14 protein-coding genes are annotated in these 18,597 nt (G+C 57.3%); 8 read left to right on the forward strand and 6 right to left on the reverse strand.

All coding sequences use genetic code 11. The features are described 5' to 3' along the window. Positions 1–135 precede the first annotated feature (135 nt). The 5 genes from GEOB_RS06405 to GEOB_RS06420 all read left to right on the forward strand — a co-directional run bounded on the left by GEOB_RS06405 (position 136) and on the right by GEOB_RS06420 (position 8,385). Positions 136–6,462: an InlB B-repeat-containing protein gene (locus GEOB_RS06405; protein ID WP_012646372.1), complete on the forward strand. Its 6,327-nt coding sequence runs from the start codon at positions 136–138 to the stop codon at positions 6,460–6,462. 110 nt (positions 6,463–6,572) lie between these two features. Beyond that, the gene (locus tag GEOB_RS06410) at positions 6,573–7,106 is read left to right on the forward strand and encodes a hypothetical protein (RefSeq protein ID WP_012646373.1); all 534 of its coding nucleotides are present in this window, start codon (positions 6,573–6,575) and stop codon (positions 7,104–7,106) included. Between the two features lie 98 nt (positions 7,107–7,204). Then, the gene (locus tag GEOB_RS20100) at positions 7,205–7,399 is read left to right on the forward strand and encodes a hypothetical protein (RefSeq protein ID WP_154650461.1); all 195 of its coding nucleotides are present in this window, start codon (positions 7,205–7,207) and stop codon (positions 7,397–7,399) included. A gap of 65 nt (positions 7,400–7,464) precedes the next feature. Beyond that, positions 7,465–7,887, forward strand: a complete 423-nt coding sequence (locus tag GEOB_RS06415; protein WP_012646374.1) for a MarR family winged helix-turn-helix transcriptional regulator — start codon at positions 7,465–7,467, stop codon at positions 7,885–7,887. Positions 7,888–7,980: 93 nt separating this feature from the next. Beyond that, positions 7,981–8,385, forward strand: a complete 405-nt coding sequence (locus GEOB_RS06420; RefSeq protein WP_012646375.1) for a pyridoxamine 5'-phosphate oxidase family protein — start codon at positions 7,981–7,983, stop codon at positions 8,383–8,385. A 75-nt stretch (positions 8,386–8,460) separates the two neighbouring features. On the opposite strand, the gene GEOB_RS06425 is transcribed toward GEOB_RS06420, so the two are convergent. The 3 genes from GEOB_RS06425 to GEOB_RS06435 form a co-directional block, all read right to left on the reverse strand. Beyond that, positions 8,461–9,198, reverse strand: a complete 738-nt coding sequence (locus GEOB_RS06425) for an SDR family oxidoreductase (protein WP_012646376.1) — start codon at positions 9,196–9,198, stop codon at positions 8,461–8,463. Positions 9,199–9,217: 19 nt separating this feature from the next. After that, complete coding sequence (locus GEOB_RS06430) at positions 9,218–9,649, reverse strand: MarR family winged helix-turn-helix transcriptional regulator (RefSeq protein ID WP_012646377.1); 432 nt, start codon at positions 9,647–9,649, stop codon at positions 9,218–9,220. A gap of 209 nt (positions 9,650–9,858) precedes the next feature. Continuing rightward, complete coding sequence (locus tag GEOB_RS06435; RefSeq protein WP_012646378.1) at positions 9,859–10,458, reverse strand: nitroreductase family protein; 600 nt, start codon at positions 10,456–10,458, stop codon at positions 9,859–9,861. A gap of 426 nt (positions 10,459–10,884) precedes the next feature. Between GEOB_RS06435 and GEOB_RS06445 the strand changes: the two genes are divergently transcribed. After that, positions 10,885–11,565 carry a hydrolase gene (locus GEOB_RS06445; protein WP_012646380.1) on the forward strand — a complete coding sequence of 227 codons (681 nt, stop codon included), beginning with the start codon at positions 10,885–10,887 and terminating at the stop codon, positions 11,563–11,565. A gap of 153 nt (positions 11,566–11,718) precedes the next feature. Next, the gene (locus GEOB_RS06450) at positions 11,719–13,581 is read left to right on the forward strand and encodes an amidohydrolase (protein ID WP_012646381.1); all 1,863 of its coding nucleotides are present in this window, start codon (positions 11,719–11,721) and stop codon (positions 13,579–13,581) included. Positions 13,582–13,701: 120 nt separating this feature from the next. Here GEOB_RS06450 and GEOB_RS06455 read toward each other — a convergent pair whose 3' ends face one another. Both GEOB_RS06455 and pabB read right to left on the reverse strand, forming a co-directional pair. After that, positions 13,702–14,838, reverse strand: coding sequence for a radical SAM protein (locus GEOB_RS06455; protein WP_012646382.1), 1,137 nt, complete (start codon positions 14,836–14,838; stop codon positions 13,702–13,704). A gap of 103 nt (positions 14,839–14,941) precedes the next feature. Beyond that, positions 14,942–16,705 (reverse strand): aminodeoxychorismate synthase component I, encoded by a 1,764-nt coding sequence (gene pabB / locus GEOB_RS06460; RefSeq protein ID WP_012646383.1) that lies wholly within the window; start codon positions 16,703–16,705, stop codon positions 14,942–14,944. Positions 16,706–16,941: 236 nt separating this feature from the next. Here pabB and GEOB_RS06465 point away from each other — a divergent pair, with 236 nt between their 5' ends. After that, positions 16,942–18,069, forward strand: coding sequence for a CapA family protein (locus tag GEOB_RS06465; protein WP_012646384.1), 1,128 nt, complete (start codon positions 16,942–16,944; stop codon positions 18,067–18,069). Positions 18,070–18,086: 17 nt separating this feature from the next. On the opposite strand, the gene GEOB_RS06470 is transcribed toward GEOB_RS06465, so the two are convergent. Further along, positions 18,087–18,596, reverse strand: coding sequence for a DsrE family protein (locus GEOB_RS06470; RefSeq protein ID WP_012646385.1), 510 nt, complete (start codon positions 18,594–18,596; stop codon positions 18,087–18,089). Position 18,597: the final 1 nt, after the last annotated feature.

Genomic DNA, 18,597 nt, shown 5'->3' on the forward strand with positions numbered 1-18,597 from the left:
CAGTTGCACCTTTGAACATCGAATATACCCATGCCTCTAGGCCGTGAGTGCGGCATGTACCTATATTATGCAGGACCCGCAGCGTGCATTGAAATGGAACATGTCAGTTCCAATGCGTCACAAAAGGAGATCCCCATGTTGAAGCGATCATTTGTCACTCTAATGGTCATTATGTTTGCAGCTTTTTGGTGCGGTCATGCAGACGCAGGCATCATCGGCACAGGCAACGGCACCTATGACTTCAGCAACGGCAATTCGGGCGCCAACGGAGGCATTGGCACAGACAACACCGCGGGAGCCGGGTTTGCCACCTTTTCCGACAAATTCGTCCTCAGTAACGGTATGTTGATCGACGACCTGGTGCTGACCTCCATCTGGGCCGGCAATCAGCAAACTGCCTTCACTACCGGGTCGTTTACCGTAAAAGCGGAAGGGGGATCGACCTGCAAGACCTTCACCTTCAAGGACCTGGCGATTCACGACTATGACGGCTCCACCAATTTGGAGTCCATCACCGTCACGACCAAGCGGGCTGACGGTTCGACCATCGCCACCCATGCCTCGGGTGTTCTCAGTTTCAACTCCACCACTCCCACACAACTGAGCACGCTTATAAACGGCGGCACTCAGTTCAATGACGCTTATGTCGATTCGATTGTCATAAACTGGACCTTTCAAGGGGGAGCAGCCCCTTCGAACCTTAATTTCGACAACATTACCATAGCCGATGTGGCAGCACCGCCAGCGCCGACCGTAACCGGCATCGCTCCCACCTCCGGGCCAACCGCCGGAAACACCAGCGTCACTATCACCGGCACCGGTTTCGTGAACGGCGCGACAGTGACCATAGGCGGCGCAAGCGCCACCGGGGTAACCTGGAACAGCGCCACCTCGATTTCGGCGACAACTCCGTCAGGTACTGCCGGAGCAAAAAATGTGGTAGTCACCAATCCCGATACGCAGAGCGGGACTCTGAGCGGCGGCTTTACCTATGTGGCCAACACCGCCCCGACCTTCGTCGGTGGCGTTACTACCCTGACAGTGAACCAGAACGCTTCCGCCACCGACATCAAGGGGCTGCTGCATGTCAGCGACACCGATCCCAGTCAGACCCTTACCTGGAGCCAGAGCGCTGCCCCGAGCCATGGCACGCTCAGTGTTTCCAGTGCCACGGCCTCTTCAGGTTCCACCGACATCACCCCGGGTGGCGCCATTACCTACCAGCCCACCGGCGGCTACAGCGGCAGCGACAGTTTCACCGTCCAGGTCAGCGACGGCAATGGAGGAACGGCTACCCGCACGATCACGGTGACGATAAATCCTTTCTACACCGTCACATACAACGGCAACGGCAGCACCGGCGGGACAGTCCCTGTTGACGGGAGCAGCCCCTACGTGACGGGCAGCACCGTCACCGTGATCGGTAACACCGGCTCGCTGGTTAAAGCGGGCTTCACCTTTGCCGGTTGGAACACGATGGCCAACGGCAGCGGTACCACCTATGCCGCGGGAACTCCCTTCACCATAAGCGGCAACACCACCCTTTACGCCAAATGGATCGGCACCGTCACCTACAACGGTAACGGCAATAACGGCGGCACAGTACCCACCGATGCCACCCTCTACCTGCCGGGAGACCTCGTCACCGCTGCCGCCAACAGCGGCAGCCTGACCAGGGCCGGCTACACCTTCGCCGGCTGGAACACCCTGGCCGACGGGACCGGCACAACCTATACCGCGGGCAGCGGCACTTTTGCCATGGCTGGGCATATCACCCTGTACGCCAAGTGGACCGCTGCCGTCACCTATAATGGCAACGGTAACACCGGCGGCACAGCTCCCACCGACGCCACAGCCTATCTGAGCGGGACCACGGTAACTGTTCTCGGCAATACCGGAACACTGGTGAGAACCGGTTATACCTTTGCCGGCTGGAACACCTTGGCCAACGGCACCGGTACCAGCTACGCCGCCGCAGATACCTTCTCCATCGCCGGCAACACCACCCTCTACGCCAAGTGGACCGCCACCGTCACCTACAACGGCAACGGTAACACCGGCGGCGTTGCACCGACAGACGCAAGCAGCTCCTATGTGGCAGGGGCTACGGCAACCGTTCTCGGCAACACAGGAACGCTGACCAGGACCGGCTACACATTTAATGGATGGAATAGTGCTGCCAATGGCAGCGGAACAGACTATTCTCCCGGCGCTACCTTTGCCATATCCGGCAATCTTACCCTTTACGCCAAATGGACCGGAACGGTCACTTACAACGGTAACGGCAACACCGGCGGTACAGTTCCCACCGATGCCACCGGTTACCTGCCGGGAGACACCGTCACCGCCGCCGCCAACAGCGGTACATTGGTGAAGACAGGCTACACATTCAGCGGCTGGAACACTCTGGCCGATGGCACCGGCACTACCTATGCCGAAGGCAGCACCTTCAACATGGCAGGGCACATCACCCTTTACGCCAAATGGACCGCTGCTGTCACCTACAACGGTAACGGCAACACCGGCGGAGCTGCTCCCACCGACGCCACAGCCTATCTGAGCGGGGCCACGGTTACTGTTCTTGGCAATACGGGAACACTGGTGAGAACAGGCTACACCTTCAGTGGATGGAACACCCTTGCCAATGGCACCGGCACCAGCTACGCCGCCGCAGATACCTTCTCCATCACCGGCAACACCACCCTCTATGCCAAGTGGACCGCCACCGTCACCTACAACGGCAACGGTAACACTGGTGGAGCCGTGCCAACCGACGGTAGCAACCCCTATGTGGCCGGAGCCACTGTGACCGTCCTCGGTAATACTGGATCACTGGTGAGAACCAATTATTCATTTGTCGGCTGGAATACCCTGGCAAACGGCAGCGGCACCCCCTACGCCCCAGGCGCAACCTTTACAATGACCGGCGACATCACCCTTTATGCGCAGTGGTTGGGAATCCCTGTTGCTACGGCAGCCTCTTCAGTTAACTTCTCCGGCTTCACCGCCAACTGGGGTGCTGTTGCAGGCGCATCCGGCTACTATCTCGACGTGGCTACCGACATCGGTTTCACCACCTTTGTCACCGGCTTCAACAATCTTGATGTGGGGAATGCCACGACCAAAGCAGTCACCGCTCTTTCGTCCGGCACCCCCTACTGGTACCGCGTCCGGGCCTACAGCGCCAGCGGCACCAGCGCCGATTCCAACACAATCAACCCCACAACCGCCACCACCCGCACCGTTATCAACACCAACGACAGCGGAGCAGGATCGCTCCGCCAGGCCATCATTGACGCCAACCCGGGCGACCAGATCACCTTTGACGCAAGCCTGAATGGCCAGACAATCACCCTTGCTTCAGCTCTGACTATCGGCAAGGATCTGACCATCAGCGGACCCGGTGCAAAGAACCTTACCATCAGCGGTAACAATGCTACCCGGATATTCACAGTAAACGGGGGAAATTTGACCCTGCAGGACCTGACCATTGCCAACGGCAGCGCTGGTGATGGTGGTGCGATGCATAACACAGCTACCACAACCATCGAAAGATGCGTCTTCAGCGGAAACCTGGCAACCAACGCCGGCGGCGCGGTAATTGCGTACGGCACTATGACAATTAAGGACAGCTCGTTCACGGGCAACAGCGCCCTGAATTACGGGGGTGCCATTTATAGTGACTGTAACTTTTCAATGACCAACGTCACCATAAACAACAACAGCGCGGGCATAGATGGCGGCGGAATATATTTTATGAACGACCCGGCTGCCATCTCTAATACCACTATTGCAGGGAATAGTGCCTCGATCAATGGGGGAGGGATAGCTAATAACGGGGGAGCAGTCAGCCTGAAAAACAGCATCGTCGCCAACAACAGTGCCCCGTCCGGTCCGGATATTTACGGTAGTCCTGTCACTTCCCAGGGATACAACCTGATCGGGAACACCTCAGGCGCATCAATCGCTGGAGACACCACAGGCAATATTACCAATCAAAACCCGTTCCTCGGCCCCTTGGCCGACAACGGCGGACCGACCCAGACGATGATGCTGCTCAACGGCTCCCCGGCCATTGACGCCGGTAACTGCAGCAGCGGTCCTGCCGCGGACCAGCGCGGCATGGCCAGACCCCAGGAAGGCACTTGCGACATCGGTGCCTACGAGCGGGGCATCCCGGCAGCCGTGACGGCAACCGGCGGCACGTCACAGTCGACAACCATAAACACGGCCTTTAGCACTCCATTTTCTGCCAAAGTCGCAGATTCTCTCGGCTTCCCCCTCGATGGCATAACAGTCACCTTTGCCGGTCCGGGGAGCGGTGCCGGTATAACCGCTGGGGGTAACGCGGCTACTAATGCCTCCGGCATCGCCTCCTTCAGCGCCTCGGCCAACGGCAATGCCGGCAGCTACTCTGTAACGGCCACCATCGGAAGCCTGACTGCCGGCTATACCCTCACCAATACGAAGGCGAACCAAACCATCACCTTTAACCCGCCAGCCAGCGCCACTTATGGGAATAGTCCCATTACCCTTACCGCCATCGGCGGCGCCTCCGGTAGTCCGATCACCTTTGCCGTCACTAGCGGGCCGGGGAGCCTCACCGGCAATGCCCTGACCATCACCGGCGCAGGCAGCATCGTTGTCACTGCTTCCCAGGCGGGAAACTCCAATTACAGTGCTGCGGCGGATGTGCCCAGGACCATTGTCGTCGGCAAGGCAACGGCCACTGTCAACCTTTCTGGATTGAGCCAGACGTACGATGGTACGGGCAAATTAGCTTCCGTCACTACCACACCCGCGGGGCTGACGGTGAATGTTACCTATGACGGCAGTGCCACGGCACCCAGCAATGCCGGCAGCTATGCAATCATTGCCACCATCAACGACGCCAACTACCAGGGGAGCACCAGTGGCACCCTTACCATCGGCAAGGCGGCGCAATCGGTCACCTTCGGCACCGCCCCGGCCATTGCCTATGGCGGAACAGGTATCGTCAGTGCTACCGCCAGTTCCGGATTGACACTTAGCTTAAGCTCCACAACGCCAACGGTTTGCACCGTCAGTGGTGCCACCGTCAGCGGCCTGGCCGCCGGCACCTGTACCATAGCCGCCGATCAGGCAGGTAACGGCAACTTCAATGCCGCAACCCAGGCCACCCAGAGCATCACCATCGGCAAGGCCAGCCAGACCATCACCTTCGGCACGGCCCCGACGGTTTTTGTCGGCACTACCGGTACTGTCAGCGCCACCGCCTCCTCTGGGTTTGCCGTAAGCTTCACCTCCACAACGCCCCTTGTCTGCACCATCAGCGGCACCGCCGTTACCGGCATATTCCCCGGCACCTGCACCATTGCCGCCAACCAGAGCGGTAACGGCAACTATAACGCCGCAACCCAGGCGACCCAGAGTATGACAGTGACCGTTCCCTTGAGCCTGTTGCTTTCGACCCTCAGTGACGGTGCCGTCACCACCGAAACCACGGTTAATGTCTGCGGTCTGGTCAGCAACCCGACTTTCCTCAGTTCCGTGACCATCAATGGGGTCGCCATTCAGGTCAGTTCTTTCGGCCTGTTCAGCTATCCCGTGCAACTCGTGGCCGGGGCCAATACCATCACCGTCATCGCCACCAGCACCTCCGGCAATGTCATTACCGATACCCGCACCATAATCCTCGATACTATGGCGCCTCGCCTGACCGTTACCTCTCCGCCGGACAACACGGTGGTGATCCGGCAGTTCGTCACCGTCACCGGTACCATTGTCGATTTGTTTGCCGGAAATGCAAAAATGGCCGCCGCGGATTCCGCAGGTATGACTGTCAGCTATACCGTCAACGGCTCATCCCCCCAGGCGGCCAGCCTGACCGATACGACGTACACCTTCACCGCCCCACTGAATGAGGGGATGAACACCATCCTTATAACAGCCGTAAGCCAGACAGGAAAGACAGCGCAGGCCAAGCGGACGGCCAGTTATGTGCCTGCCTTCTCCCTGGCCGTTACCGATCCGTCCGGCGATATCCGCACGGTGCGTGATTCCTATCCCCTTGCGGGAACAGTGGCGGACAATACAACTCCGGTAACTGTCACCATAAATATGGATGGCCAGACGTATACCCCGGCGGTGGTTGAGGGAGTATTCCGGCAGTTGCTGTCGTTGACCGATACCAAGGTGTACCAGGTGAGCGTTACCGGCACCGATCAGAACAGCAATACGTTGACGGTGCAGCGCAATATCATCCGCACCCTGCCGGTGGCGGTCGACGGAACGACGGAAGGTTTAAGTATTGTCGATGCGCTGCTTGCCCTGCAGATGGCGGTAGGGCTGAAAAATCAGCAACCGGACCAGGTTCTGAGGCTGGACATGGCGCCGATGGTCAACGGCGTTTCCACGGGGGACGGCGTCGTGGATATCGAGGATGCCCTGGTCATCCTGCGCCTGGTGGTGGGGCTAATCTGACAACGCTTGTCCTTTGGCAAAGGGGGTGTGATGCATGATCATGCCGCACAAAGATCGGCCGGACTGGAATGGGATTTTGTGCTTTATCTAAAACATGAAGGAGAACGAAGATGAAAAATATTATTGCGGTGGCGACTGCCGTCTTTATGGCTGCGGGTCTTTGGGGATGCGGAGGAGGCTCTTCCGAGCCTGCCGTCCAAAAACTGAGTACAGGCAAGGCGACGCTGGCATTTTCCGCCATGAGTACGGCCAAACTGGACAACTCCATCGGCGGCATCGACATCGAGGTGGCGCTGCCGCCGGGAATGAGCATTGCCACGACCGGTGGGGGATCGGGATCTGTGGACAGCGGTTCCCTAGTTCCCGGTGCGGCTGTGCAGGGCAGCATCCTGGTCTACGGCAATTATTCCGCCTCGACGCGCAAAGCTCGGATAGCCTTCACTACCAGCAGTAACAGCTACCGTTCCGGCGAATTCCTCCGCCTGGTTTGCAGCGTCGACGGCAGTGCGAACGTCACTGCCGCCGATGTTCGGGCACTGAACAACCCGGTAGTGGTCATCAAGGCTGCAGGTTACGATGGTGCTACCTTGAGCACCATCCTTCTGACCGGCAAGGTGAAGGTCACCATGGATGTGCTGCAGTAAATTTTGGATCGACTTAGCGGCTGTCAGACAAAAAGCAGATGGGAAGAAGACCTATCCCCATCTGCTTTTTGCTTTTTTTGAAGTCATCCGGGAATTCAATGGAAATAACAGGCCGGCGCCACATCGTCCGTTCACTCTGTCGCCACAGCTGCGGACCCTGCGGTGTTGTCCGCGTAACGGTGTGCGATGCCTGGAGTGGCGTGTCTTCTCCGCTCAAACATGGGCGGGTATCCGCTCGCAGCTGTGGCTCGTCGCTCTCTCCCGATGCCATGTCTGCCTTCCCTGTGGATTGAAGACTTTTTTTCTCCGAGGAAAAAATTGTTGACAAAAGGTTGGATGTCCAACTAAAGTTGCAGGCATGGATAGTTCAAAAATTGCCCATCTCATCGGTACCGTAAGGGAAAAGATCAACCGCTATCTGGCCGGGGAGCTGGAGCGCTGTGCCGTCAAGGGGCTCGTCGCCTCCCACGGCAGCATCCTCTACCATCTCTTCCGGGAAGAGCAGGTATCCATGAAAAAACTGGCGGAAGTGGTCGGGCGGGATAAATCTACGGTCACCACGCTGGTGGACAAGCTGGTCAACCTGGGCTACGTGACCAAAGGCAGCGGCGATGCCGATCAGCGCTACTCCTACGTCAGGCTGACAGAGGAGGGGCGGGCGCTGGAACCTTCGTTCAGGGAGATTTCCGACAACCTGCTGGCTGCTGTTTTCAAGGGCATTTCCGAGAAAGAGCAGCAGGAGGTCGTCAGGATTCTGAGCAAGATCGACCGCAATCTCTGATATTTTTTTGCCCAAATGGTTGGATGTCAAACCGAGTTGCCGTAGCCATGGTGGCTGTCGGCAGTAATTCACCAAATAAAAGGAGCGAAGATTATGAACACTGTAACTGAATTTCTCACCAAGAACAGAACTGTCTACCTGGCCACCATAGGTATCGACGGCAATCCGAAGGTGCGTCCTTTCCAGTTCATGCTGGAAGACGGCGGCAAGCTCTATTTCTGCACCGCGAACAATAAACCGGTCTATCAGGAGATGCAGAAGCATCCTGCCGTCGAATTCAGTATCTGCGACGAGAAGTTTGCCTGGCTGCGCCTCCATGGCAAAGCTGTTTTTTCTCAGGATCTTCGGATAAAGGAAAAGGTTCTGGAGGGGAATCCCCTGGTGAAATCCATCTATAAAACTGCAGACAACCCTGCCTTCGAGATATTCTATCTGGAAGGGGCCGGGGCCACCATTGCCGACTTCAGCGGCAACCCACCCCAGACCTTCACATTCTGATCGATACAAAAACGGCCCGGGGAACCCAATCCCCGGGCCGTTGCGTTTATGGTTGTTCCTGCCAATGGGGAAGTATCAGGCGGGGATCATCTTCCCGAATTCCCTTTCGGCCAGCTTTGGGTCCTGCAGCATCATGGCATGGGCCTGCCTGGACATCTCTTCGGGGAAAATGTCTTCGACACCGGCGGCAAGACCTTCGACGATTGCTTGCGCCACCCCTTCCGGTGAAGCCTTGGGGATTTCCAACCCTGCCGTCAGCCTGGTATCCACTGGGCCGGGATAGATGCCGACGACGCGTATGTTTTTCGGCGCCAATTCGCCGCGCAGCCCCTGCAGCAGCGAATGACCGGCGGCCTTGGACGCGCAGTAGGTGCCGTTGGCAGGCATATTGACCAGGCCCAAGATGGAACAAACATTGGCGATGACGCCTGAGCCGACATGGGCCATCATGGGGGCAAAGGCCCGGCACATGGCGAGGGTGCCGAAGAAATTCACCTCCATTTCTTCCCGTGCCGCGTCCGCACCTGCCGGCGCCAGGAACCACAAGCCCCGGTTGATGCCGGCATTGTTGACCAGAATCTGCACGTCTGCGCACTCTCCTGCAACCCGTGCGATCCCGGCTCCGTCCAAAAGGTCCAGTTGGACCGGCACGACTCGGCCTTCGCCCAACTGCACCAGGGGGGCGAGGGCCGTGTCGTCCCGTGCCGCAGCATACACTTTCCCCGCATCCCGCTCCAGGAATGCTCTGACCAACGCCTGACCGATGCCGCCATTGGCGCCGGTTACCATTACCACACTACCTTTGATATTCATAACTGCTCCTTTTCCGGTGTCACTTGCCACCCATGTTTCCCTGCAAATGATTGAGCATCCTGAAAAGCTGCCGGCGCTCTTCCTGGGACAGCCCACGGCCTGCGTCGTCGTTCATGGCCTCGGCAACGGGAAGGATTCGTTCCCGCAATTCCCGGCCGTTATCGGTGATGATAATGGTGAACGCGCGTCTGTCGCTGGTGCTGTCATCCCGCCGTACCAGTTCCAAAGCCATCAGCTTGTCCAGGATGCGGGCGGTCGTCGGCTGGTCCTTGAAGGTGCGGGTGGCCAGTTCCCGCTGGGAGATGCCGTCTTGTTCCGCCAGCCGGTTCAAGACCGACCATTGCTCCGGCGTCAGTCCGAAGGGCTTCAGGCGACGGGCCATCTCCGTGCGCAGTTTCAGGGCTGTCTGGTTGACCACGAAACCTATGGACTCATCAAGCAGGAAGGGCATGTGACTTCTCCTAAGAAATATAGCCACAATAATATGTGTTACAACAATAGTTGTCAAGACAAGTAATTTGGAAATTTCTTCCCTTTATATCCGACTGTTTATCGGTTCATTTTATGTTTCCGATCCGCCAACGCACTACAGCCCTTTCAGGGTATTCTGAAAGGGCTGTAGTGCGTTGTGCACCATTTGTATGCCCCGACCGTCGGGCATTATTTAAATAATTTCAGCCGTTCCGCCAAAGGTGCGAACTCTTTTTGATCGGGCTGGGCGACCGGTTTGCCGAACGGCATCTGGGCAATCAGCTTCCAGTTCGCCGGGAGAGACCACTCTGCCCTTACCGCCCCATCTATCACCGGGTTGTAGTGCTGCAACGAGGCCCCCCACCCATCCAGTTCCAGCGCCGACCACACGGCAAATTGCAGCATGCCCGACGACTGATGGGACCACACGGGGAAATTATCACTGTACAGGGGAAATGCCTGCTGCAGTCCTTGGATGACGTTTTCATCTTCGAAGTACAGGATCGAACCGTAGCCACTGCGGAAAAATCCGTTAATTTTCTCTTCAGTGGCCTGATAGCCATCCGCGGGCAGGATTTTTTTCAATTCGGCCTTGGCCAGGTCCCACAGCCGGTCATGCTGCTCGCCAAGCAGGACAACCACTCTGGCGCTCTGGGAATTGAACGGCGACGGCACATGTTTGACCGCCTCTCCCACGATCTCTTCAATCCGCTCATCAGGGGTTACCTGCTTCTTGCTGATGGCATAGTAACTTCTTCTTTCCTTTACTACATTCCAGTAAGTACTCATTTTTTTCTCCTTTTGTTTGGTAATAATATTGCCTGACTTTTCTTCCTGTCCCTAATCCCGTGCCAGACATCTCCTGGGTATGAGCCCTATCGTCGCAAACAGGGCGAACGGGATGAAAAACAGGCTTAAGAAAAGCCCCCACAACAACCCCGCCTCGGTGAAAATGGACCATTGTACCCAGGCGGTATTGATCAGTGCTGCAGATAAAATTAATAATTCGAACAGCCACATCTTTAGACTCCGATTGGTTTCATATTATATAATTTAAACTTAAACTATATTACCATGTCTAGTCAAGTAAATTTTTGTTCTGGCGTTTCCATATGTACACCCTGGGAAAAGATATATTTCAAAACAGTAGCGGCTAGGTATAATTTAATTACATGGAGTTGATTCGGATCAAAAAAATCCAAAGGAGATAAGATCATGGCCTCCATTATGGGAAAAGGTGGACCAAGCCAGCGTCTGTTAACGCCTCAAAACTCGATGCTGCTGCTTATCGACCACCAGCCGCAAATGGCATTTGCATCGCACTCCATCGACGTACAACTCCTCGTTAACAACGTGACGGGCCTTGCTAAATCGGCCAAGATTTTCAAGGTGCCGACGATCCTTACCACAGTCGCCGCCAAAAGCTTCAGCGGTCCCATTTTCTCCAATGTCCAGGAAGTCTTTCCGGAATATAACCCGATCGACCGCACGACGATGAACTCGTGGGAAGATCCGAAAGTGGTCGAAGCCGTGAAGCAGACGGATAGAAAGAAACTGGTAATGGCTGCGCTGTGGACGGAGGTCTGCCTTGCAACTGCCGCACTTTCCGCCCTTGATGACGGCTTCGAGGTTTACATTGTGACGGACGCCTCGGCAGGGGTAACGGTAGAAGCCCACGAAATGGCCATCCAAAGAATGGTGCAGGCAGGTGCAGTGCCGGTGACGTGGTTGCAGGTGCTCCTGGAATGGCAGCGCGACTGGGCTCGCCAGGAAACTTACAACGCGGTAATGAGCGTGGCAAAAGAGCACGCTGGCGGTTATGGCCTCGGCATCAATTACGCAAAAGCGATGCTCGGGGAACACGCCAGCGAAGCGCAGAAGGAGTTGGGGAAATAACCCCATCCAGAATATCTCGAAAAAAGGGGGCGATGGTTGCCCCTTTTTTGCTATTGCAATGGGCATTGTCCTGCTATTGACATGGGCAGTCATGCCGGTGCTGGTCAGAATCATGAGGCCGTGGCTGCACTAAGCAAACGGGAGGTAATCCTTATGAATACGCCCGATTTGATTTTGCACAACGGAAAAATTTCCACCCTGGTCGAAGCTCAACCCGAGGTTACGGCCGTTGCCATTGCTGGGGGACGCATAACCGCCATCGGGGGGGAGGAACTGCTCGATTCCGCAACCGATAAAACCGAAAGAATCGACCTCAAGGGACGCCGGGCAATTCCCGGACTCAACGATTCCCATATGCATGTCATCCGCGGCGGCCTCAGCTATAACCTGGAACTTCGCTGGGATGGTGTGCCCTCTCTTGCCGATGGACTGCGCATGCTGAAAGAACAGGCTGAGCGCACGCCGCCGGGGCAATGGGTCCGGGTTATCGGCGGCTGGAGCGAATTTCAGTTCGCAGAAAAGCGTATGCCGACGCTGGAGGAGATCAATGCCGTATCTCCCGATACGCCTGTCTTTGTCCTGCACCTCTATTGCCGTGGCCTGTTGAACAAGGCAGCGCTGCGGGCATGCGGCTACACGAGGGACACCCCTGATCCCCCTGCGGGAGAAATACAGCGGGATCGAAGCGGCAATCCGACGGGGCTGCTCATTGCCCGTCCCAATGCCGGCATTCTCTATGCCACGGTCGGCAAGCAACCCAAACTACCCCCCGAACATCAGATGAATTCATCCCGTCACTTCATGCGCGAACTGAACCGCCTCGGCCTCACCAGCCTGGTGGATGCGGGGGGCGGATCGCAAATCTACCCGGACGACTACGCGATAATCGAGGAGTTGCACCGGCGCGGTGAAATGACCGTCCGCATGGCCTACAACATCTTCACCCAGAGGCCCAAGGAGGAAAAAGAGGATTTCCTGCGCTGCATGAAGCTGACAGCACCCGGCAAGGGGGACGATTTCTATCGCTGCAACGGCGCCGGCGAGATGCTGGTGTATTCGGCTGCGGACTTCGAGGATTTCCTGGAGCTCCGACCGGACCTTCCAGCCAACCTGGAAAAGGACCTGAAGGATGTAGTCTCGCTGATGGCCGGGAGCAAATGGCCCTTCCGCATTCACGCCACCTATGACGAGAGCATCTCGCGCATGCTGGACGTCTTCGAAGAGGTGAACCGCGAGATTCCTTTCAACGGGACGCAATGGTTCTTCGATCATTGCGAAACCATCTCCGACAAGAGCATGGAACGGGTGAGGGCACTTGGTGGCGGCATCGCCATTCAGGACCGCATGGCATTCCAGGGAGAGTACTTTCTGGAGCGTTATGGGAAGCAGGCGGCAGAGCGGACTCCTCCTATCCGGAAAATGCTTGATCTCGGCATTCCTGTCGGCGCCGGCACCGATGCGACACGGGTGGCGAGCTACAACCCCTGGCTTTCCCTCTACTGGATGGTAACCGGGAAGACGGTGGGTGGTGCCTCGTTATACTCGAATTCGAACCGGCTCAGCAGAGAGGAAGCATTGAAGCTCTATACCCAGGGCAGTAGCTGGTTTTCGGGGGAAAGCGGCAAAAAGGGTGCGATTGCCGTCGGTCAACTGGCCGATATGGCAGTGCTCACCGACGACTACTTCACGGTACCTGAAGATCGGATCAAGGGAATCGAATCGATTCTTACCGTCGTTGACGGAAGGATCGTTTACGGTGCCGGGGAATTTGGCAACTTCGGTCCTCCTCCGCTGCCGGTGCTGCCGGAATGGTCTCCTGTCAAGGTCTATGGCGGGTATGGGGCACCGTTGGATGTCCGCAAAGCAGTCCGCGCCGGCGTCCCGATGACGGAGCATTCAGCCGGGTGCCTCTCCCACGGCTGTCTCCATACAAGTCGGCAACCCAAGACTGGCAAAGGTAAGGCTCCGCGGTTTAGTGAATTGTGGGGCCTTGGCTGCGACTGCTTCGCCTTCTGAAAACGGTTGCTGAAAAACAACCTGTGTTGATCAGGACTTTTCCAGAAGCGGGGTGAATGATCCAACTCAGACGGTGATTGTCCTGCCGCAGAGGTTCGTTCTTTTGCCCCGTTTCCCGCGCTAAAAAGGCATCCCCCGGCGCATGCGGTCCTGGACTATCTCATGGATGCGCTCGTCGGCGTTGTCCGGGGTGATGTCCGACTGCCTGCAGATGTCCCGCACCTGATTGACCCGTCCGGGATCAGCCATGTCTCCCAGGCGGAGGAAATATCCCGCCCGTTTTCCCACTTGGAAGAGGATTTGCTGCTCACGATCCATGGCGATGAATGTCCGCAGAACGCCTGCCAGCCGCTCCTGCTCCTGGGGCAGGGTGCCGTCGATTTCCTGGAAAAGGTTGTAACTGTGATCGCTTGTCATGCGGCTGGTTATGCCGTGCAGGTGCTCGATGAGGGTAAGGACCTCCTTGGCGAGGGTCAGATCGGGCGCCCACCGGTAGCGGGTGTCGCCATCGGGGTAGAGGGTGATCTTGTCGGGCAGGTGCAGCGTCCGGAAGCGGATGAAATCGGGGTTGATCCGGCTGAGGGCGTCTGCCGACTCCAGGGCGTGCAGTTGGGAGAATTCGGTACCCCCCAGGCCGATGAGGAAATATTCGGAAAGCTCGATGCCGGCCGCCTTGACCTTTAGCCCGGCACTGATGTGAGTCTCCTTGGTGACCCCCTTGCGCACCAGCTTGAGAACCGTGTCCGAAGCCGTCTCCATGCCGATATGGATGCGGTTCAGGCCGGCAGCGGCTATCTCCTTGAGCATCTCGTCACCGATGCGCGCCACACTATCGGAACGGGCATAGGAGGTGATCCGCTTCACCCCGGGAAACCTGGACCGGATGTGGCGAAGTATTTTCAGGAGGTTTTCCGGCCGGATCACCAGGCTGTCCGCATCCTGGAGGAAGATGGACTCCATCCCCCCCTCAAGCCAGTTGTATGCGGCATAAAAAGCAGGCTCTTCCCCCGGCGACAGGTTCTTCTGCAGGGCGGCCGGCGAGGTGCCCCGGTCCTGCAACCGGATGATGAAGTCATGGATGCAGTCGATGTCGTGGATGACTTCGTCCACTGGGCGAAGGGAAAATTTGCTTTTTTTGTAGATGGAGCAGAAGGTGCAGCGGTTCCAGGGGCAGTTGCGGTTGACGCGCAAAAGCAGGCTGGAAGCCTCACTGGGGGGGCGAATGGGGCCTTGTTCGAATCCGTTGTGCCGGTCCATGATCTCATCCTTTGGGCGCTTGGTGGAAGGTAAAGTAGTATCTTATGTAGAGTATCGGGAGAGATTAGTCAAGGCGGGGATGAAGCCTCCTTAGCCGTGATGGTCAGCGGATCGGGGGCGTGGATGCCACCTTGACGCGGTACATGCCCCGTACCGAGTTGATCAGGTAGACATCATGACCGTGAATTTGGTCCAGCGTGATGATCCCTTCCTCGATCCTCTTCATTTCCAGGAGTGACTGGCGGAAGGTTCCCGGCAGCAGACCGCAACGAATGGGCGGGGTACACAGCACCCCATGCAGATCGACCACCACGTTGGCAATGGTCGATTCGGTCACCTCTCCGTCCCCATTGTACATGATCACATCGTCATACCCGCTGCAGGCGGCGAGACATCGCCGGTACACATCCCGGCAGGTGGTCTTGTGATAGAGGAACGGGTCCGACTTATCCACCGCAAAGGGGGCAAGGGGTACCTCCTTGGGAGATGCGGTGCCGGACTGGATCAGCGGCTCAGCCTGTGATGTGAAGGTGCCGTCCTGCTCCAGGAGGAGCCTGACCTTGTGGGGAAATGGTTGCAGCCGCCGGGAGAGGTCGACCAGATGCCGGCGCAGGTCATTTTCGGCCATGGGATAATCGAAATATGCCGCCGACTGTGCCATGCGCCTCAGGTGGTGTTCCAGCAGCCGGTATCCTTCCTCAGGGTTCCAGAGGATGGATTCCAGAAGCGAAAAACCAGCCGGGCGCGTCCGGAGCACCGCCGCCTTGGTGCGTGATTCGGCCAGCTCGTTCTGCCAACGGGAATCCCAAACAATTCCCCCGCCGGTGCCGTATTCGACATCATTCTCTTTCCCGCTGAAAAGCATGCTCCTGATAGCCACATTGAACTGGGCCCTGCGTCCGGGGGCGATAAAGCCCATGGAGCCCGTGTAGATCCGTCGCGGTGATGTCTCCAGCTTGGCGATAATCTGCATGGCCTGGTTTTTTGGTGCTCCGGTAATGGAAGCGGCAGGAAACATGGCCGCAAAGATGTCGGTGACCGATGCCCGTGTCCGCCCCCTGACCGTGGAGGTCATCTGCCAGAGGGTCGGATACTTCTCCAAAGTGAAGAGGCGGGTAACATGGACGCTGCCGGTTTCGGCGATCCGGCCCAGGTCGTTGCGCACCATGTCCACGATCATCAGGTTTTCCGCCCGGTCCTTCTCCGAGTTCTGCAGGGCTTGCCCCTGGCGGCAGTCCTCCTCCTGGGTCAGACCCCTGGCGATGGTCCCCTTCATGGGCCGGGACTCGATCAGGTCGCCGTCAAGGCTGAAGAAAAGCTCCGGGGAGGCACTGAGGATGGAAAACGACGGGGTAATAAGAGCGGCGCCGAACGGTGCAGACTTGTCCTGCAGCAGGCCGAGGAAGTCATGGATGGTGGCTGCCGATGATGAACCGCGCAGGCGGTAGGTGTAGTTCACCTGGTAGGTGTCGCCACTTTTGATATGCTCTTTTATCTGCTCGAAAGCCGAACGGTACGCTTCAGGCGAAACCGAGGCAAGCCAGGCCACCTCGGGCCGGGTCAATTCCGATGGAGGAGGGACCCAGGTTGCCTTTTGCGGCCCATGGTAAAGCCCGAACCAGAGAAGCGGCAGATCACCGTCATCGTGGCGCACCTGCAAGCCAGGATCGAATGCGGGCGCAGCTTCGTAAGCGACCATTCCTGCGGCATACAGTCCGCGCCGGTCGACAGCCTCCTCCACATACTTGAGACAGGAAAGCACTTCATGGACGGCATATGCCTGTACGACCTCCACGGGGTGATCGAACCGAAGCCAGTGGCCCGCCGTGCAGTCCCGTACCAGGACTTGATTATGTTGTTCGTTCATGGACGGCCACCGGCTCTTTGATGAAAAACAACGGCTGCAGAAATTGGCGGGTTCTTTTATACCACAGATATGGGGACTTAAAACAAGAAGACGTGAAAAATCATAACTAACTGGGGGTGTCTCCACCTTTTCCTGCTTAAGGTCCGTAGGGATTGTCGCGGAAAGGAGATGGCTATCCGTCTTGCACATTTTCAAGAGTGTGGGAGACTGTTGTTATCTGCAAAAGGGGGACGAGCATGGGCAGAGACAAGCTGATCACCATCTTCATGTGTGGCGACGTCATGACCGGGCGGGGGATCGACCAGATCCTTCCCCATCCCGGTGATCCCGCCATCCATGAACCTTATATGAAGGATGCGCGGGGTTATGTGGCCCTGGCCGAGGAAACCAACGGGCTGATTCCGAAGTCGGCCAGCTTTTACTATATCTGGGGCGATGCCCTGGAGGTGCTTTCTTCTGCCGCTCCCGACTTGCGCATCATCAACCTGGAAACCAGCGTCACCAAAAGCGACGACTACTGGCAAGGGAAAGGGATCAACTACCGCATGAGTCCGGATAATTTTCCTGCCATTACCGCTGCCCGCATCGACTTCTGCTCCCTGGCCAACAACCATATCCTAGACTGGGGCAATTCCGGCTTGGCGGAGACCCTGTCAGTTCTGGATAAAGCCCATGTAAAACATGGCGGGGCGGGGAGAGACCTGGCAGAGGCACGGATGCCTGCAGTGTTTGATGTGGAAGGAAAAGGGAGGGTGCTGGTTTTTTCCTGCGGCACGGAGTCGAGCGGCATTCCCGGCAAATGGGGGGCCGGCGAAAAAAGAGCGGGAGTGAACCTTTTGCCGGATCTTTCCCGGAAGACGGTGGGGGAGGTGGCCAGGATGGTGCAGCGGCTGAAACGTCCCGGGGACCTGGTGGTGCTTTCCATCCATTGGGGGGCCAATTGGGGCTACAGCATTACACCTGATGAGAGAGCTTTCGCCCACGGCCTTGTGGATGACGCAGGGGTGGATGTGATCCACGGCCATTCTTCCCATCATGTGAAGGGGATGGAGGTTTACCATGGCAAGCCGATCATTTACGGCTGCGGCGACTTCATCAACGATTACGAGGGTATTCATGGGGAGGAGCGCTTTCGCGGCGACCTGTCGCTCATGTATTTCGTCAGTATTGACCCGGAAAGCGGCAGGCTGGCCCGCTGCACGATGAAGCCGATGCAGATGCGGCAGTTTCGCTTGCATCGTGCATCGGTAAGGGATGAACTGTGGCTCAGGGAACTGCTCAACCGGGAAGGGCAGAAGCTGGGCACGCGGGTGGAGCGGGATGATGGGGTATTTGTATTGCATTGGCAGGGAGGAATCAGCTGATCCTCCCTGCCAGCTTGTTAAAAAATTGGCACCAGTCCATAACCCTTGCTCTGGAAGCCGATCAGCGAAATGAAGCCGTTGCCGACCAGTTTTAGACCAGGCAGCAGCTTTTCTGCCGGGACTTTGAACACGCCGGTGGCGATTTCACACACTTCCATCCTGACCCCTTTCCCATCCAGTTCCTTGACGGTGGCGGCGACTGATTTTAGCGAATCCTGGTGTTTGGCCGCCAGTTCCGCATCTGGCACCGTCGTGAGGAAGCGGACCGTGGGACCGATAAAAACTACGACCAGATCGGGTCTTACCTTCTGCGCCACGAGACTTTTGTGGGTCTCGTTGATGAGATTCAGGTATAGGGCGGTCTTCTGCGGATTGTCCGTATCCACTAGAAATATCCCCTTTCCCTGCTTAACTCCTTTGAGGGCTGCAGCATCATTGCTGTGACCAGCCCAGGCATTCATACTCCCCAGCAGGGAGGCGACAAATACCAGTGCGGTTGCTGCCAGTGTGATACTTTTTCGTGCCATT

Origin of the sequence: Geotalea daltonii FRC-32 (assembly GCF_000022265.1) — a bacterium.
Taxonomy (GTDB): Bacteria; Desulfobacterota; Desulfuromonadia; order Geobacterales; family Geobacteraceae; genus Geotalea; species Geotalea daltonii.